The sequence below is a fragment of the Natranaerobius trueperi genome (assembly GCF_002216005.1).
In the GTDB taxonomy this organism is placed as follows: Bacteria; Bacillota; Natranaerobiia; order Natranaerobiales; family Natranaerobiaceae; genus Natranaerobius_A; species Natranaerobius_A trueperi.
In genome coordinates this window covers 41,521-59,053 of record NZ_NIQC01000011.1, presented here as the reverse complement: position 1 = coordinate 59,053, position 17,533 = coordinate 41,521, and the positions used below count along the sequence as shown (strand labels likewise).

The 17,533-nt window shown below is 32.9% G+C and carries 17 protein-coding genes and 1 pseudogene; 5 read left to right on the top strand and 13 right to left on the bottom strand.

The window, feature by feature from the left end:
- Genes cas8c through CDO51_RS06395 form a run of 3 tightly spaced genes read right to left on the bottom strand, consistent with a single transcriptional unit; the run spans window position 1 to window position 5,039 of the window.
- A complete protein-coding gene (gene cas8c / locus CDO51_RS06405) occupies window positions 1–1,914 on the bottom strand; it encodes a type I-C CRISPR-associated protein Cas8c/Csd1 (protein ID WP_089023472.1) in 1,914 nt (637 codons plus the stop codon).
- Between the two features lie 12 nt (window positions 1,915–1,926).
- Entirely contained in the window at window positions 1,927–2,637 is a 711-nt protein-coding gene (gene cas5c, locus CDO51_RS06400; protein ID WP_089023471.1) for a type I-C CRISPR-associated protein Cas5c, read from the bottom strand.
- Window positions 2,638–2,651: 14 nt separating this feature from the next.
- Window positions 2,652–5,039: a CRISPR-associated helicase/endonuclease Cas3 gene (locus CDO51_RS06395; protein WP_089023470.1), complete on the bottom strand. Its 2,388-nt coding sequence runs from the start codon at window positions 5,037–5,039 to the stop codon at window positions 2,652–2,654.
- 315 nt (window positions 5,040–5,354) lie between these two features.
- Here CDO51_RS06395 and CDO51_RS06390 point away from each other — a divergent pair, with 315 nt between their 5' ends.
- Together CDO51_RS06390 and CDO51_RS14935 are read left to right on the top strand one after the other, a co-directional pair.
- The gene (locus tag CDO51_RS06390; RefSeq protein WP_089023469.1) at window positions 5,355–5,783 is read left to right on the top strand and encodes a transposase; all 429 of its coding nucleotides are present in this window, start codon (window positions 5,355–5,357) and stop codon (window positions 5,781–5,783) included.
- Between the two features lie 12 nt (window positions 5,784–5,795).
- Window positions 5,796–6,065: an IS3 family transposase gene (locus tag CDO51_RS14935; protein WP_089023468.1), complete on the top strand. Its 270-nt coding sequence runs from the start codon at window positions 5,796–5,798 to the stop codon at window positions 6,063–6,065.
- A 139-nt stretch (window positions 6,066–6,204) separates the two neighbouring features.
- Here the strand turns inward: CDO51_RS14935 and CDO51_RS06380 are convergent, their stop codons facing one another.
- The 4 genes and pseudogenes from CDO51_RS06380 to CDO51_RS06370 all read right to left on the bottom strand — a co-directional run bounded on the left by CDO51_RS06380 (window position 6,205) and on the right by CDO51_RS06370 (window position 10,058).
- Window positions 6,205–6,594, bottom strand: a complete 390-nt coding sequence (locus CDO51_RS06380; RefSeq protein WP_089023467.1) for a hypothetical protein — start codon at window positions 6,592–6,594, stop codon at window positions 6,205–6,207.
- 54 nt (window positions 6,595–6,648) lie between these two features.
- A pseudogene (locus CDO51_RS14620) lies at window positions 6,649–6,818 on the bottom strand (transposase); the annotation flags it as partial.
- 265 nt (window positions 6,819–7,083) lie between these two features.
- Window positions 7,084–7,740 carry an HAD family hydrolase gene (locus CDO51_RS06375; protein ID WP_089023466.1) on the bottom strand — a complete coding sequence of 219 codons (657 nt, stop codon included), beginning with the start codon at window positions 7,738–7,740 and terminating at the stop codon, window positions 7,084–7,086.
- A 239-nt stretch (window positions 7,741–7,979) separates the two neighbouring features.
- A complete protein-coding gene (locus CDO51_RS06370) occupies window positions 7,980–10,058 on the bottom strand; it encodes a methyl-accepting chemotaxis protein (protein ID WP_089023465.1) in 2,079 nt (692 codons plus the stop codon).
- A gap of 587 nt (window positions 10,059–10,645) precedes the next feature.
- On the opposite strand from CDO51_RS06370, the gene CDO51_RS06365 reads away from it, so the two are divergent.
- Entirely contained in the window at window positions 10,646–11,638 is a 993-nt protein-coding gene (locus CDO51_RS06365) for an oxidoreductase (RefSeq protein WP_089023464.1), read from the top strand.
- Window positions 11,639–11,714: 76 nt separating this feature from the next.
- A complete protein-coding gene (locus CDO51_RS06360; protein WP_089023463.1) occupies window positions 11,715–12,953 on the top strand; it encodes a cysteine desulfurase-like protein in 1,239 nt (412 codons plus the stop codon).
- Window positions 12,954–13,005: 52 nt separating this feature from the next.
- Here the strand turns inward: CDO51_RS06360 and CDO51_RS13765 are convergent, their stop codons facing one another.
- The 4 genes from CDO51_RS13765 to CDO51_RS06350 all read right to left on the bottom strand — a co-directional run bounded on the left by CDO51_RS13765 (window position 13,006) and on the right by CDO51_RS06350 (window position 14,550).
- A complete protein-coding gene (locus tag CDO51_RS13765; protein ID WP_158212348.1) occupies window positions 13,006–13,143 on the bottom strand; it encodes a hypothetical protein in 138 nt (45 codons plus the stop codon).
- On the bottom strand, window positions 13,130–13,306 hold the full coding sequence (locus tag CDO51_RS13760) for a hypothetical protein (RefSeq protein ID WP_158212347.1): 177 nt from the start codon (window positions 13,304–13,306) through the stop codon (window positions 13,130–13,132). Before CDO51_RS13760 ends, CDO51_RS13765 begins: the two co-directional genes overlap by 14 nt.
- Before the next feature lie 384 nt (window positions 13,307–13,690).
- Entirely contained in the window at window positions 13,691–14,122 is a 432-nt protein-coding gene (locus CDO51_RS06355) for a Fur family transcriptional regulator (protein ID WP_089023462.1), read from the bottom strand.
- An 80-nt stretch (window positions 14,123–14,202) separates the two neighbouring features.
- Window positions 14,203–14,550 (bottom strand): DUF134 domain-containing protein, encoded by a 348-nt coding sequence (locus CDO51_RS06350; RefSeq protein ID WP_089023461.1) that lies wholly within the window; start codon window positions 14,548–14,550, stop codon window positions 14,203–14,205.
- 200 nt (window positions 14,551–14,750) lie between these two features.
- Here CDO51_RS06350 and CDO51_RS14930 point away from each other — a divergent pair, with 200 nt between their 5' ends.
- Entirely contained in the window at window positions 14,751–14,873 is a 123-nt protein-coding gene (locus CDO51_RS14930) for a hypothetical protein (RefSeq protein WP_276206996.1), read from the top strand.
- 318 nt (window positions 14,874–15,191) lie between these two features.
- Here the strand turns inward: CDO51_RS14930 and CDO51_RS06345 are convergent, their stop codons facing one another.
- Window positions 15,192–17,054 (bottom strand): nucleotide-binding protein, encoded by a 1,863-nt coding sequence (locus CDO51_RS06345; protein ID WP_089023460.1) that lies wholly within the window; start codon window positions 17,052–17,054, stop codon window positions 15,192–15,194.
- Between the two features lie 56 nt (window positions 17,055–17,110).
- Window positions 17,111–17,479, bottom strand: coding sequence for a DUF5320 domain-containing protein (locus CDO51_RS06340; RefSeq protein ID WP_089023459.1), 369 nt, complete (start codon window positions 17,477–17,479; stop codon window positions 17,111–17,113).
- Window positions 17,480–17,533 lie beyond the last annotated feature (54 nt).

Here is a 17,533-nt window from a genome sequence, read left to right as displayed (position 1 = left end):
CTATACCTCCTGATTTGAGTTATAATTTTCTTGCTTCTCTTTCTTACTTGTGTACAGCTCATATCTCTGGCTATAAAACCCTAACAAGTACTTTCCGCTTAAAGGTTTATTATTAAAATCATCAATTTCTATTTGTGAAGCAATTTCATCAATTAAGCGATTATAATAAAATGCTTTATTCCCAAGTTTAACTTGATAAGGTTGTAAGTTAGTCTGAATAATTTGCCATGTTCTAGCAGGATGTCTAGAAAAAGCATTCATATATCGTATTGCATTCGTCGCCCGATCCTCTTCTTTTGTTAAGGCCCTTCTCTCAAGTACATCAGCTACAGCTAGCAAGCGACCAAATAGATAATCTCTATTCCTATTTGTAACATCTAAAGCCACTTCATATCCCTCCTTTTCATATTGCTTATTTAATAATGCACACGTTATACTTAGTGTTTTTTCCCACTCCCATCTATCCATCGCAACAGGGTTTGATGCTCTGTAGAAAGCACTTCTTATAATATCTAACGGAATCTTATGACCATCTACTATACAAGGAAGTATCCTTTCCATGGTGCCTTTAATAATATTATCACCAACTCGAGGGCCATAGGCCACTAGAGCAATATCACGAGATGATGGTGCTCCATAAAATTTAATTCGTTGTTTGCCTTCACTTTTTTTGTACTGGTGTAACCACGAACATGTCTGATGCCATTTAATAATTTGTTTTAAGTATTCTTCTTTTTCTAAATTACGATAATACACGATTGATAGCCGTCCAGGTGTCGCTGCATCAAGAATTAATATAGAAACCTGTGATTTATATGAAAGATCACTTTTGTAACCATCGATCGCTTTACTAAACTTTTCAGCAAATATCTCATGAGTGTCACTTTCTTCTGTTTCATTTGTGAAATTATAACCCAGTTCTCTAAATAAAGAATCTGCATCATCTTGGGGTGAAGGGACTTCTGTTTTTTCATTTCCCCAAACAAGAAACACTCTCCCATCTACGATTTTCCCTTGCTTTTGAATCAACCATTTTAAAGCATTATGTGCTTTTTGTGATACATCATAACTAATACTTACGACCTCATTTGCTTTATCGAAACGCCCCCTAAATGTCAAACCACTTGTGTCATTCCCAGATATAAGTTTGGCACTATCACCTGCTCGTCTTAACCCACTCAAGTGTTTTTCTGTTCTAGGTTTTGTTTTCCCAGTTACATAACAAAGGTCACTTTGTTGTAATTTATCTTTATAAAAGTTAATGAAAGAATTTATCACTTCTTCATCTTCCCAAACTTTTGTTTCACTGCTTCCCAGTTTGTGAGTATTAAAACGTACAAATACTTTGTCTTGTGTATCACTAATAACTTTAAAAAGTTTAGGTTTTTCACCATATTCTTCACCTACTGTTTTTGTCCATTTCGGAATTAAGTGGTTTTTCTTATCTACTGAAAGAATTGAAACTTCTATAAGATCTTTAATTAAAGTTCCTTTGAGTATATACCAGTATATTGATTTTACACGATCATTGGTGTGAGGTGATTCAACCCATTCTTTCAAATTAGTTAAATAATCTTCATATGGTTGAAATCCTTTTCTGATTTTTCCTCCGTATTTTTCAAAGTCACCTGCTACATACATAAGTTTATCGTGGAGTGGATGAGGAACTGGTTTACTAGTACGACTAAGAGACTGTTCAGTGCAAGGTATAACTGTTGTTGCCTCTTCTTTATCAACCACTTTCGCATTGTAGAAGTTACCGGCTTCATCCACAGTGATCTCGACTTGCGCAGACTGTGTAGTATGAGCAATAGGTAATAATGTATAACGACGGTTACTTTTCGTTATCCCAACTTTTCCTACCTGTCCAATGTTGTTTTCATATGTTTGATATAAATCATACATCCAGCCCATTTATGTCCTCCTTCAATTTGTTATTTCTCCATCTAATTCTTCCACAGATTGGAGATTTTCTTTTTGAAAGGATTTTGGTGTTAGTTTGGATATAGGTCGAACTAAATCACATTGATCAGGACGTATAAAATTTATGTATCCGTCTTTCATTACTGGGTTCCATAACCGTGCTTCTAGCATATTTTTTCCTGTCTCGTCAGGATAGTTAAGGCCATGAACCATAGTGCCTAAATGAATGGAACCATATTTGTCATAGTAACCTTCCCCTTCCCCAAATTCACAAGGCTCTACATATGCGGGACATTCTCTAACCCCTAAAAACACATCTCTTCTGCCACCTGCTTTAATACATCTCTTGGCTATATTGTGGTGTTTATGTTCATTTCGATCATAGTCTAAGTCAGGTCGATGTGGGTTAAAAATAAAGTGAGCTTTAACCTGGTATCTTACATTTTTCAAATAAGTATAGTTAGCTAAAGTATTCTCATTTTTGTTATAACTAATTGGACGTATTCCTTTGGCTTCCATTTTTATAGGGTTCATTACACGAACTTCATCAATAATCCATAAAATTGTAGGCTTCCAATAAACAGATTCAAGCATCCCCTTTAGTGCTTGATATGTAGGAACTTGATAAGATAATTTCTCTCCCCCCATTTTTGTTATAGGATCTGTGAACAATGCATAAGATCCATACACTTCAAACTCCACCTGGTTTCGCACAATATCACCTCTATTTAAATAAATTTTGCATTCATCTTTCCCTCTTCGTCAGTTGAAATACCATAGTTTATGTCATAAGCATTTTCTCTTAATGCTAATATCTCACCATCAAGCAGTGAAGTTACACTTCCAGTTTCGCTTAACTTTTGAAGTTCGAAATCGAAAATATTAACAATGTAATGTTGCGATTTATTTATTAAATCAGATATTCTGTTTATATCGACCTCACCATTTAATTCAGCAATCAGTTCTGCTCCTTTCTTATATGGTACTAACACAGATCTAGTCGGTTGGTCAATCACTTGAAAATAATCTCCTTCGGTTTTCATACTGGTATATAATAGCAATGGAAACTGATCCCCTGTTTTATTCTCATAGTATTGTTTATACTTGTTGCTTCCAACAAGTAGATTAAAGAGATTTTCTTTCAATGAAGGAACAGTATAATTAAGGTCTTCTTGAAATTCTTTAAAATAATTTTTAAAATAAAAATACATAATTTTTCCTGATAAAAGATCATTTTCTATAAATCCTTTTTCTTTATCTATTAGAATTTTTTCTGTAATTTCTGCACCTACTTTTATAGTTTTTAGTTTATTAAGATTTTCTTCATTGTGATTAATAATGAAAACATTTCCGTAATAATAGTCATTATGCCTATTACATCTACCTGCAGCCTGTGCTATTGAATCCAATCCAGCTAGAGATCTGATAACACAGTTAAAACTAATATCAACCCCAGCTTCAATTAATTGCGTACTAATACATATGACTTTTTCACCATTATTCAGGGCATTTTTCACTTCCTTTAATACTTCTGCTCTATGAGCCGCACACATTGAAGTACTTAAATGGTAAACTTTCACGTCGCAATTTAGTCTTAATTGATCATATAGTTTTTTAACAACTGTTTTAGTGTTCAATATAGTAAGAATACTTGAAGTTTCATTAAGAAGCCCTATAATAAATTTGGTTATTTCCTCTGTACTCCAACCTGAAGGAATAGTCTTATCTACTATTTCAACACGTTTAAAATGCTCTTCAACTTCTTCTAATTTTGAAATGATTTCACCATCAATAGAATCGATATTATTTTCAACATATTCAAGAGCCGGCTGTGTAGCTGTACACAATAACAGGCTCGAATCACAAACATTTTTTAAAAAGTTTAAAGCTTGGTTAAACATAGAAATACACTTTACAGGGACAGATTGTACTTCATCAAATATTACAATAGAGTTTGCAAGGTTATGTAGACGTCTAGTATCACGTGTTTTTTTAGAATAAAACGCATTAAGAAATTGAACCATGGTTGTAAAGACAATAGGGACATCCCAATTATCTCTTGTTAAGTGTCTCTTCTTCTTTTCATATAAATTTTCCTCATCAGTATCTTCAATTACATTTGAATGGTGTTCAATGATATGTCCATCATCCCCTAAAATACTTCTTACTTCTTCTGCATTTTGTTCAATAATTGAAGTATAAGGAACTACATAAATGATTCGGTCCTTATTGTATTTAACAGCATGTTTCAAAGCATATCTTAAGCTTGAGAGAGTTTTTCCTCCGCCGGTTGGTATTGACAATGTATAAATACCAGTAGATTTATCAGCAAAACAATCGCATTCTTCAGACATTTGTCTTCGCAAATTGTTAATTTTACTTTCACTTTTGTCGGCATTGTTTAAATCATTTAAATAATCTATTAATTTTAAATAATAAGATTGAAATAACTCTTTGTTATTTGGAGGCCTTGGTAGAGTGATATTTTCATCAAAACACCTTGCATCTGTTCTATCAGCATCAATTAAACAACTAAAAATATATTTAGTTAGTAACGAAATTGTAAATTTTGGGTCGTTTTTACAATTTTGACTTAAAACTTTTTCTAATTCTTTTTCACTTTTTTTAATGTCGTTCTTTAGTGAAGGTAAAGAATATATTACTTCTAGAAAATTATTCTTGATCTTACTATAATCATCTATCTCTTTCTCCTTAATCCTTCTGAGGAAGTCAGATTTTGAATTTGCAGATAAATAATCTATTAAACCTGTATGATGAGATAATATAACATTACTTAATATTTCTGTAACAAGTCGAGTAGATACACTTTTCTCATCTTGATGAAAAAATTCAAATAATAATTTGCCACCTGCCGTTGAGTGATCTATACTTCCTTTTTTAGTTTGACAGTATTGATCTTCAACTGCACCCAAAATATACTCTTTAAATTGACTACTCATTTTGCCTAAATCGTGTAACCAACCTACTATATATGTTAATTGTTTAACTCCGATTTTTTCACCATAACGAGAAGATAGTTTACCTACACTACTCAAATGCTCTTGAACAGACTGAATGCACCCATCCTTATCACGAATATGAGCTATATAATCCACATAGTTACCTCCAATTCCTTATGACTCAAATGATCTGTCATATTTTTCTAATAAGTAGTTTCTTTTTAATTTATTGAAAACCCTTCTAATTTTAATAGACTTTTAATTTTATTTAAACTTTTAATAATCATAGTCAATTTTTCTATTAGTAAAAAATAATTCATCTGTTCAGAATTTAGTTTGTTAGGCGAATTTTCTTCTACTACCGTATCTTCTGTGTATACTTACTACGCTCATTACTCTTCTAGAGTGTAGTCGATTTGCTGGACACGGAGAAAGGTTCTATAATTAATTCAAGAAAGAAAGTGTTCAGCAATGCCTAAGAAGTTCACTGAAGATTATAAAAGAGAAATGGTGAAACTAGTAACAGATTTAGGGAAGAAACCCTCTGAAGTAGCAAAAGAAATTGGGGTCAGCGCAACATCAGTTAGAAGGTGGGTAAATCAATATAACCACCATGGAAATGATGCCTTTCCTGGCAAAGGTAACCTAAGACCAGAAGACGCAAAGCAAAAAGCTTTAGAAAAAAAAGAGAGAATTAAAGCAGGAGGTAGAGATCCTAAAAAAGGCTATGGGCATCTTCAGCAGAGGCGAGAGATAAAGTATTCTTTTATTAAAGATCACAGCTCCGTATTTCCCGTCAAGAAGATGTGCCAAACTCTAGAAGTTAGTAGGAGCGCTTATTACGATTGGCTTAAATCTCCCATGAGTCATCGTAAAAAAATAGATCAGGACTTGTATTAGCATAGTAAAGAAATTTTTGATGAATCAAGTAGCACTTATGGTCATAGAAGAATAAAAAAAGCATTAAATAAAAAGGGCATCAAGACCAGCAACAATAGGGTACGACGTATAATGCATGAGAATGGGTTAATTAGTGTTTTAAAGACCAGATATAAAGCTACTACAAATTCTAATCACAGTTATCCGGTTGCTCCAAATTTACTAACTCAAGATTTTAGTGCAGAGACAGTTAATCAGAAATGGGTTGGTGACATTACTTATATTTCACCCCAAGAAGGCTGATTACATAGCAGCTTAGATTATATGTCACCTATGGAATATGAAAAACATCAAGCAGAATGTGATTTTTTAGTAGCTTAAATCTAAAATTTAATACCTATGAAAAAGTGAGAAAATGGGCGCTCCTAAGTGTCCAGCTCGGCTAGAGCACTCCACTTATTACCGAAACAGCTGGGGCCTTCAATCCTAGATCTACTCCCATTACTGTATCAGTCTCTTTAGGTTTGGGTTCTGGTACTGTTACACATACTTGGGCGATCCATTTATTTGATTTTTTCGTGATGCGAAGTGTCCCTAATTTGTTTTTTAATAGATTCTGTTGGTACTCTGTTAAAATAACTTTTACTGCACTCTGTTTTGATTTACCATTGATGTACACTGGAAATTCAACCGTGTTTTCTTTTATCCTATAGTTTTGGTTGTTCCATATGCAGACGGGCTTTTTTAAGACTGGTACTCTTTTTATCTTCTTGGATCTGCGGTAGACACTTTTTGCTTCACGAATAGATTGATTTTTTACTGCACTTGGCATAGATGCTTGAACATCTTTTGACGACGCTTTAATTCTTTTTCTTCTTGTATCATTTATTGCTAGTACTTCAATTTTTTGTTCAGTACATACTTCATGGACAATTTCTTTAAAACGCTGTTCTACCTTTTAATTAGAAAATATCTTTCTTCGGTATCTTGGGCAGAAAACAAAATGATAGTTAATTAAAGATACGGTGTTTTAGTTCTTCTATATTCTTGTTTCATATGATTTAATTGTATATGTTTTTGATTTATAGTACAACTTTATTTTATTAAAAAAATAGGCTTTCATCCCACGATTGAAAGCGTGGGATGAAAGCCCTAATACTGTAATTAGAGATCAGATATTTATTGCAAGAGTTCAACCTATAAGTGAATATAGAAGCTATAGATAAAAGTAGTAATAAGAGGGAAGATATGCTCATCTCCCCTCTTATAAAAAACTATTTCACTCGGTTAATTGCTTTAGTTAGTGAATATATTCTTTAACTTATATATTTATTATCTCTTTTAATGTTACTTCATCTTTAGAATTTATTATAAAATCTGCAACACTCAAGTCCTGATTTCCTGAGTTTGGGTTTTGAAATCCTATACACTTCATCTCAGCCGCTTTTGCAGCTTTAACTCCATTGCTTGAATCTTCAATCACAAGACATTGGTTTGGACTAACTCTTAATTGTTTTGCTGTTTGTAAAAAAATATCCGGGTATGGTTTACTTTTTTGTACTTGTTCACCACTTATAAGATAATCAAAAAAACAATTAATATCTAACTTGTTTACAACAAGCTCAATTATTTTTTTAGGTGATGAAGAAGCTACTGCTGTCTCTAAATTATTCTGCTTTGATTCTAATATAAGGTTTTTTATGTTAGGAAATAATGGCAAAGCAGAAGAAGCCAAATAATTATATACTTCTTTTTTATGATTCTCAACTAATTCCTCTACAGAGTAATTAAGCTTAAAATCACTTCTAATCTGTTCCCATAAAGCTTCCATTGTCATACCAATATAACTTTCATGTTGCTTACTATCAAGTTCTATCCCCATTTTTTTGATTAATTTTTTTTCAATTTCTATATGTATAGGTTCACTATCGATAATTACACCATCCATATCGAAAATCACTGCTTTAATTTTGCACATTTTAGTCTTCCCCCCGTAAAATAGTCTTTAAAACACTATCCGAGTTAAACTAAATGTACAGACCTCCTTGTACAATAAAATCAATTTCGACTTCATAGTCAAATAAATTCACTGATCTTTGAAAAAATAATACTTGACTATTCATAGCACGTCTTTTTAGTTCTTCATTTTAGGAGGTTTACACCGTTTATTTGAAAGATTATATCCTAATTACTAATAATTTTTGTTACTTGCTTTATTTAATACTCAAATTTTTCAACACTCTCTTGTAATTCCTTAGCTATTTCTGCTAGTCGTTCACTAGCTCGTGCTATTTCTTCAAATGAGGCATTTTGTTCTTCAACTGAAGCAGAAGCTTCCTGTGTTCCAGCAGCATTTTCTTCTGATATTGCAGAAAGATTTTCTATAATACTTATAAGTTCATCTTTTTTAGAATCCACTACTTTCCCTGAATTATTAATGTTTTCAATTACTTCGTTCATTTTTTCAATAGCACTAGCAATACCTTTGAACTTATCATGAATTAATTCTACACTTTCTGTTTGTAGCTTCACATTTTCACTAGTTTCTTGCATACTATTAACAGCATGTTCTGTTTTATTAACTAGTTCAGAAATAATATTATATATTTCGTCTGTGAATTGATTAGATTGTTCTGCTAATTTTCGTATTTCTTCTGCCACTACTGCAAAACCCTTGCCTTTTTCTCCAGCTCTAGCTGCTTCTATAGCTGCATTAAGTGCCAATAAATTTGTTTGTTCTGAAATACTTTTAATCATTTGGCTAGCATTTTCTATTTTTGTTGTACTTTCATTAGTTTCTGTAATAGTTTTGTGAACTTCTTGTACGGATTTATTATTATTATTTGTTTGTTCGACTAGTTGATCTAGTATCTCAGTACCTTCATCCTTAAGTTTACTAACCTCACTAATAGAAGTGTTCATATCTTTAACATTTTCTTGATCATTTTCTATTATATTACTTAATTCATTAACATGTTCTACTCCCTTTTCTGTATCCTTTGCTTGGTCACTAGAACTTTTAGCAATGTCTTCTATAGTTTTTGATACTTCATCTGTTGCCTTTGCCGACTCTTCTGTTGTTGAAGACAGTTGTTCTGATGATGATAGAACATCTTCACCCACGTCACTTATATTTTTTATTAAAGTACCTATTTGTTGAAACATAGTGTCTATCATCTTTGATAGTTCCCCTATTTCATCATTAGAAGATATATTAGAACTAACATTTAACTTTCCTTTAGCTCCTTCTGCAACAACTTCCTTAAGAGTTATAAGAGGTTTTGTAATTCTACTTGACATCCATAAACCACATAAAATTGCTATAATTAGCATTACAAAAGCTACTATCAAACTTTTATATGTAGACTCTACGAAATTACTTAAAGCTGCACCCTCATCCTGAACAGCTATTACACCCCAATTATCAGATGACCCAGGTAATTCAATGTCAGAATACGTTATTAATAAGTCATTTCCATCGTTATCCGTAAAGCTAGTAGCACCCACATTTCCTTCTAATACTTCCAATGTTATATCTTGATATTCAGGTTCTAAGTCAATATCTTGAGTTTCTGTTTTATGATTACCATCTGAATCTAAAACTGGGTCATCATTCTCGTCATATACTACTACTGTTTTTTCGTAATCTATTAAATTATATAGTTCTGATACATAGTTTCTATCTGGATGTGCTACTATTGTTCCTTCTCCATCAACGACCATAGCATACTTATCATCTGAAGCATAATCGTCTATCATATTTTGTACTTCATCTAACGTAATGTCTGAACCCATAATACCTACTAGTTGGTTTTCTTCATCATATATAGGTATGATCACAGGAGTTACTGGTGTATTAGTAGATACTGAATAATATGATTTACCCACAAAAGGTTCACGCTCTTCCATTGCTTGTTTAAACCACCATCTATTTGAGCGATCTCCATTCTCCCCAGAGGATCTTGCTGTTTGCATACCGTCTGTTCCTTGAACATAAAACAGATCAAAAAATGGATATTCTTCAATTCTTTCTTCTAAAAACTCTCTCTGCTCTTCTGGTTGAAACTCATATATGTTTTTAGAAGCTTGTATATTGTCAGTTATTGTATAGGCTTTTTCAATAAAATTAGAAACTGTATCCGATACTGAGTTAGCATAAAACATATGTTCATCTTCAATATTCTGTTCTTCTAAATCAAGAGTAAAATAATAATTCGAAAATGTTACAATACAAACTGCTACCACCAAAAGAACTACTATTAGTCCTACAATTTTTCCTTTTAAAGAATTTTTCATTTCCTACCCCCCTACTAATTTTAGTTTTATATTTATAGATCAAGAAATCCTTAGCAGTCACCTCCTTGTGCACAACTAGAGTTTCTTAGGTTCACTTATTAATGGTTAATAGCCAGTTCTCTCAAAATCCAAACTTTATCCGCAAGTGAAGGTAGTAACAAAAGAAAATGAAGATTGATGTACTGTTAGTTAGTCAAAAATATAATTGCACAAAAAATCCATATATAACTTTTAACATAAAAGGAAACTTTTTCTGACAACAGTATAGTCCAAAATACGCAAAATTTCAACAAATTTTCACAAATTCCACACAATTAGGACTAAAGAACGTCTCTTAACTTTATTTAATTAGGAGATATTTTTTTAATCCTAAATAGACGAATAACTCACCCTCATTTGAACGGTTTAAAATAGAATATATTAAATTAATAATTAGTTCTAACTACCCATATGCTACATCCTGTTTCTTTCAAACGAATCTCTTCATTTTATCAGTTGTAAGTAACTTTCGGTACGTGCTCTTTAGTTGCAGGATCAGCAAATTTTTAATAGAATACATGCTTTAAGTACTATATAGGAGGTTTCTTATGTCATATTTACTAAAATCACTAGAAGCTGGTCCACTTACTTTAAAGAATCGGCTAGTTATGCCACCTATGGCTACAGCAAAAGCTGAAGCTGACGGAACTATTAATCAGTCTATTCTTGACTATTATTTAGAAAAATCAAGTGGAGGATATATTTCTTTAATAATTGTCGAACATAGCTTTATCTCTCTTGAAGGTAAAGCTAGCGAATATCAAGTTTCTATAGCGGACGATGAAAAATTAGAAGGCTTAAAACAATTAGCAAATACTATCAAAAATAACGGCTCAAAAGCAGTGATGCAGATCAACCATGCCGGAAGTGCTGCTTCTGATGAGGTTATCGGAACAAAACCTGTAGGACCATCAGCAGTTAAAAAACCACGAAAAGGTAATCTACCCAAAGAGCTAACTGAAAAAGAAATTCAAGGCATTATCGAAGCTTTTAAAAATGCTGCTAGAAGAACTAAAGAAACTAATTTTGATGGTGTTGAAATTCATTCTGCTCATGGTTATCTTCTTAATCAATTCTACTCACCAATTACTAACAAAAGGACAGATAAATATGGTGGAGATATACATAATAGAATTCGAATTCACCTTGAAATAATCGAAGCAGTTAAAAAAGAAGTGGGTGATGACTTTCCAATCCTTTTAAGACTCGGAGCTTCAGATTACATGGATGGTGGGACTACTCTTGAAGATAGTAAAATAGCTGCTAGAGAATTTGAAAAAGTAGGAGTAGATATTCTTGATATTTCAGGAGGTCACTGTGGATATGTAGTACCTGGCCTTGAGGGGCAAGGTTTTTTTGCACCACTGACAGAATCTCTTAAAGAAGTAGTCTCAATTCCAGTTATCCTAACAGGTGGAATTACGGAACCTAAAGCAGCTGAAAAGCTAATTAATGAAGAAAAAGCTGATCTAATCGGGATAGGTAGAGCGATACTCGAGGACTCTAAATGGGCTAAAAAAGCTACTGAAAGTTTATCTTAACTAGCCTTCTTTCTAACAAGTATTGTTAATAGAATTAGATAAAGAGTATATTTGATTTACGAAAGGAGTCTAACCTATGAATTACAATGTAGAGTATGTTAGAAACCAGTTTCCCTCTTTAAACTCAGAGGTTTACGAAAAGGCCCCAGCTTTTTTTGATGGCCCTGGTGGAACAGAAGTACCACAAAGAGTTATTGATGCTATGTCATACTTCTTAAAAAACACAAATGCAATTCCTGGCATGGGTCCATTTAAAACAGCTGTAGAGTCAGATAAGGTTATTTGGAAATCTAGAGAGACCATTGCAAATTTTGTAGGGGCTAATCCTGAAGAAATAGCATTTGGTCAAAATGCAACCAGTTTAATGTACAAATTAGCATTTTCTCTTGGAAGAGAGATACAAAAAGGTGATGAGATAATAATCACAGAGATTGACCATGAAGCAAACAGAGGGCCGTGGCAAGCTTTAGAAGAACAAGGAGCAAAGATTAAAGAAGTAAAATTTGATCCAGATAAAAAAGCTTTAGACATGGAAGACTTTAAAAATAAAGTATCAGAAAAAACAAAAATTGCTGCTTTCAATTATGCTGCGAATACTTTAGGAACTATTTCAGATGTAAAAACTATGATTGATATGGTCCATAAAGTAGGTGGAGTTACAGTAATCGATGCAGTACACTATGCAGCTCACGGAGTTATTGATGTGAAAAATTTAAATGTAGACTTTTTATTATGTTCAGTATACAAATTCTTCGGTCCACATTTAGGTGTCCTCTATGGTAAAAAAGAAATTTTTGAAAAGTTAAGACCTTATAAGTTAATACCACAAAAAGACAGTATCCCCTATAAGCTAGAAACTGGAGTACCGAATCTAGAGGGGATTGCAGGAGCTAAAGAGGCCATCAATTTTATAGCTGATCTAGGAAGTAAGTTTTCAAACCAAAAAGATAAAACATCTTTAGAACGAGAACAGATAATAGCTGGTATGGACGTAATCGAAGTACATGAATCTTCGTTAAAAAAGTTCTTAACAGAAGAATTATCTCAGATTGATAAAGTAAATCTATACATACCACCAAAAGAAATACCTAAAACTTCTACAATATCCTTTACTGTAGACGGCTACAATTCCCATGATGTAGTGAAAGCTTTAGCAGATAAAGATATTTTTGCTACAAGTGGTCATTTTTACGCCTTAAAAACTATTGAACGTCTAGGGTTAGAACAAGTAGGAGGTCTTGTAAGAATAGGACTAGCACCTTACAATACCCAATCAGATGTAGAAAGATTATTAGAGATAGTTAAAGATTTATAATCTTTAAAAAGGAACCTTCAACTCTTAAGAGTGAAGGTTCCTTTAGCCAAATCTACTTAACATATTCACAGAATCTATTGATATTTAGAATTTCAGCTGTACCAGCAACAGTGGTTCCATAAAAAATAACTTGTTTATCAAGATCTAGAAAATTACAAATCTTTCCATTAGCGAGGTTACTTCCGGTCACTAATAATACAGCTCCATTCTTTTAGCTCTTCTGTTTTCGTTTTAGCATCTTCAATAATAACACCATACTTTTCTGTTCTAATATTTTGAGGGTTCATATCTACTACTCGAACCTTAAAATTTCTTCTTAAATAATCGAGCAGTGCTGGTTGTAACCCTATCAACGCAATTTTTGGATCATCAAAATTTGCTTGTAAATATTCTACGAGTTTTTGACCACATTCATTTGGTTCATTATCTTTACAACGGATGGTTTTATTAGTAATTCCTCAATAACTAGTGACAGCGTTCAGTACTGCAATAAAAGCCGCTTTAGCGAAAATTAGTATCTAATGGTATATTTAGAAAGTCCTGTACAGTACCTTGAAATGATCCTGGGCTATCGGTAAAGGCTTGACCAATAGCTCCTTTTAGTTCAGCTTGTAATAATTTAAGGTGATCTGTTCATCGTACAAGTTATGTTTTTGTGCTATTTCTTGTAAAAATTCTTTAAGTTTTTGAAAAATGGTATCTTGATCAACACTTACCACTCCTAACTTAATTAAGCTTTAATCACTGCACTTTGAACAATAACCGTGAAATTGTAGTTTTAAATCTTTTACTTCAAAATTATGTTCATTTAATATACTATCTTTCAAATTTTCTAATAAATCATATCGTATTTCTATAATACTTTGGCATTTCAAACATAGTAAATGATGATGTTCTTGTTGAGAAATAGTTAATTCATATCTATTTTGGTCCTCTTCAAAATTAATTTCTTGTATAATACCTAACTCTTCTAATATTTTAAGACTTCGATAAACTGTTGCAATCCCGATATTAGGATATTTTTTTGAAACTAAATTTAATATCTCTTTTGCACTTAAATGCCAATCAGGATTCTCTAGAAAAATTTCTAATATTGCTTCTCTTTGAGGTGTTAATTTATAATTTGAAAAACGAGACTTTATTTTTTCAAGAACTGATGAATCATTCATAACCCTCAACTCCCTACACCAACCCTCAAAAGAGGATTTAGAATCAGATCTGTTGAGATTAACGTGAATTTACTTTAATCTCAATCGTTAAACGGCATGTCACCTTTCCCACGATTTCTATGACACCCTCTAACATTTTTAACTTGATAAGACCCACCTTGAACACGGATGGCTTTTCCTATCACTAAAGCTTTAGCTACTTTCCCCCTAGCTTTATGCAAGATTAATTGATAAGTGGATCTAGCTACTCCCATACTTTCAGCAGCCTCTTGTTGATCAAGTCCTTCAATATCCTTTAGCCGAATTGCTTCCATCTCATCAATTGTTAACACTTCCTCCTCTAATTCACAAGTCGGAATTCCAGCAGGTTTAAAATAAGTAACCTCTGGTATATGTTCTACTTTTCGCTTTCTTTGACGTCTTGGCATTTAATCCCTCCTGTCTAATTAGCCCACATAAAGAAAGATATTATTGTCATATGTTAGTTAAGCATAAATTATATATTATTTTATGTCAAATATTTTTAAGTGTCAGTGTAATTGTTCTGTGATATTGTCACCCTAAAAACGTTCTGCTATAACTAAAAAGGTGACATATCAAATGACCTAATCAAACTATTGAAGGTAATATGACTATTAAGGAAGCAACCCTGGTTTCAAACATTAGTGAAAGACAAATCACACGATTAAAGAAAAGAATTCAAGATCTAGGTTCTAGTTTTGTTATTCGAAAAGAAAAGATGGGCTTTTAGGACAGATAGATACTTCTCCTTTTGCTTAGTTCGGAACTGGATTTTCATGTATCTGCACGGTGTCTGATGCTACAGGCACAATCCTTGGGTCAATAATGATGTTAAAAGGCTTTTTTAGGTGACATTTCAAAGAACATTGACAATATTTTTAAGTCTCAGTAAATAACAGAAACAAGACACAGTTTTATCTAAAAAAAACGCATGTTTATTTATCAAGAAAAGTGAGCCTTGTATTAAAACAAGGCTCTTATATTTTATAATTAAATTATCTTATTCAGTATCCAAACCTTCTAGATAATACTAACCCAATTATTACCGTTAACCATACATTCTTTCCTTCAGTTTATCAAAACACTCTTTCATTTTAATGGCTACTTCAGAATTTGGTGCATATTCTAAAATAGATTGACCCTCAATTTGCGCTTCTGTTACAGTTTCATCATATGGCAGTGAACCTAAAAAATCTACATTTAGGTTATAAACTCGCTGTTTAATTTTTTCAGTCATCTCTTGGTTGATATCACATTTATTTACTATCACCCCTAGAGAAATTTCAAAGAACTTACAAAGGTCAATAATACGTTCCATATCATGTATCCCAGAAACAGTAGGTTCTGTGATTACAAGAGCATATTTAGCCCCTGTAAGTGAAGCAATAACAGGGCACCCTGTTCCTGGTGACCCATCAATAAATATTTCATCTTTATCTCTTCTATTCGCTAACTCCATAGCTTTATCTCGTGTGTAAGTAACTAGTTTTCCTGAATTTTCCTCAGCAATTTCTAATTTAGCATGGGCCATAGTGCCATATTTAACTTCAGACGTATACCACTCACCGTTGATTGCCTTTTCAAGCTCTACAGCGTCATAATCACATACTAGTTTACAAACTCCACATCCTTCACAAGAAAATTCATCAATCTCGTAGCTATATCCCTCACCGGTTGATTTCTTATAAATAGCTTCAAACCGACAAGCTTGAAAACATTTTCCACAGCCAATACATTGATCCTTTAATATATGAGCTTGAAAACCACCGCTAAATAAACCTTTTTCTTGTAACTTAGGCTCTAAAATTAAATGTAAATCAGAAGCATCAACATCACAGTCAGATACAACGGTATCTTTTGCTAAAGCTGCTAAGGTTGCTGTAATAGAAGTTTTACCAGTTCCACCTTTGCCGCTAACTACTACTAGTTCATTAAAACCTGTGTTATTTTCTTCAATTCTAGCTTCTCGGACTTTGTCACCAGAAAGTTCCTCTACATTGTTATTATTAATGGCTTCAAAATTATGATTTATTTGACTTTGAGCTTTGACTTTTCGATCTAGTTTAGCTGTTTTTATGAGATTTTCTGCAATTTCAACAAATACTTTTTTATACTGGGGTAGTGTTTCTACAATTAAATCACCTTTAGAATATGCTTCAGCTATTTTCCTATCATCTGGTATTTCACCTATGATATCTAACTCTTCTTTTTTACAATATTTTCTGACACCTGGATCTTTTAAATTGCCCCTATTTATCAATACAACTGGTTCAATTCCAACCGAGCGACACATATCCACAGATAATTTAAGATCATGTAATCCAAATGGTGTTAAGTCTGTTATTAGCACACAAAGATCACTACCAATTACCGTCTCAACCGCAGAGCAGGAGGTTCCAGGCGGTGAATCTAATATATTAATTCCATTATCTGTATACTTTTTAACTTCTTTAATCAATCTAGGCGACATTCCGCCTTCACCGTGTTTAAGTAGTCCATACCATATATAAATCCCTTTACTTTCTCCTTGAATTAGACTACCTATATTGCGCTCCCCTTCTTGAATAGCTTCTTTTGGACAAACAATAGAACAGGCTCCACAAACATGACAAAGCTCGGGAAATAACATAGCTTTATTATTAATCACAGCCATGGCATTAAAAGTACATACTTCTGCACACTTGCCACAACCAACACACTTATCATTGTCAATTTCTATTGGAGCCTCAATGGTTATGTTTTCCTGATTGGTCCTTTTAGGAGTTAAAAAAAGATGCCCATTTGGTTCTTCCACATCACAATCTAAATAAGTTACTCTCTGATCTAATTCGTGATTTAAAATATAACTTAGATTAGTTGCAATGAAAGTTTTTCCAGTCCCACCTTTTCCACTAGAAATTGTAAGCTTCATTATGAACCTCCTTTATTGCCGGTAGGCTGACTATGAGCCTACCAGCATAAAACTTGTTATTTTTCATCTTCTTCTTCTAGTACATCTAAACGCTCATTGATCTCTTCGAGCTGTTTTTTCAACATATTAGCTTCCTTTTTTAGATTCTCTCTTTCGTACTCAGAATTATATTGGTCTTCATATGGTTCAGGGTCTAGTTGATAATATGCAGGTCTAGGAATACAACTGTAGCCTGACCTAGCCCATCTTGGTAACCCTGTTTGGTAATACATATTTCTAAAACCTCGTCTTCGCCCGCCCAAGAATCTACTACCTTCCATCCATGAGTTCATAAAACCAGTTCTTTCGAAACCTTTACAATAACCTGCTTTTCTTCCTGTCTTAGGTCCAAACCCTATTGGTCCGGATCCATCTAGTCTTGGCATTAACAATTTCCCCTTTCGTAAATTATTTTTCTCTGTGTTTTTTGTCATATACCA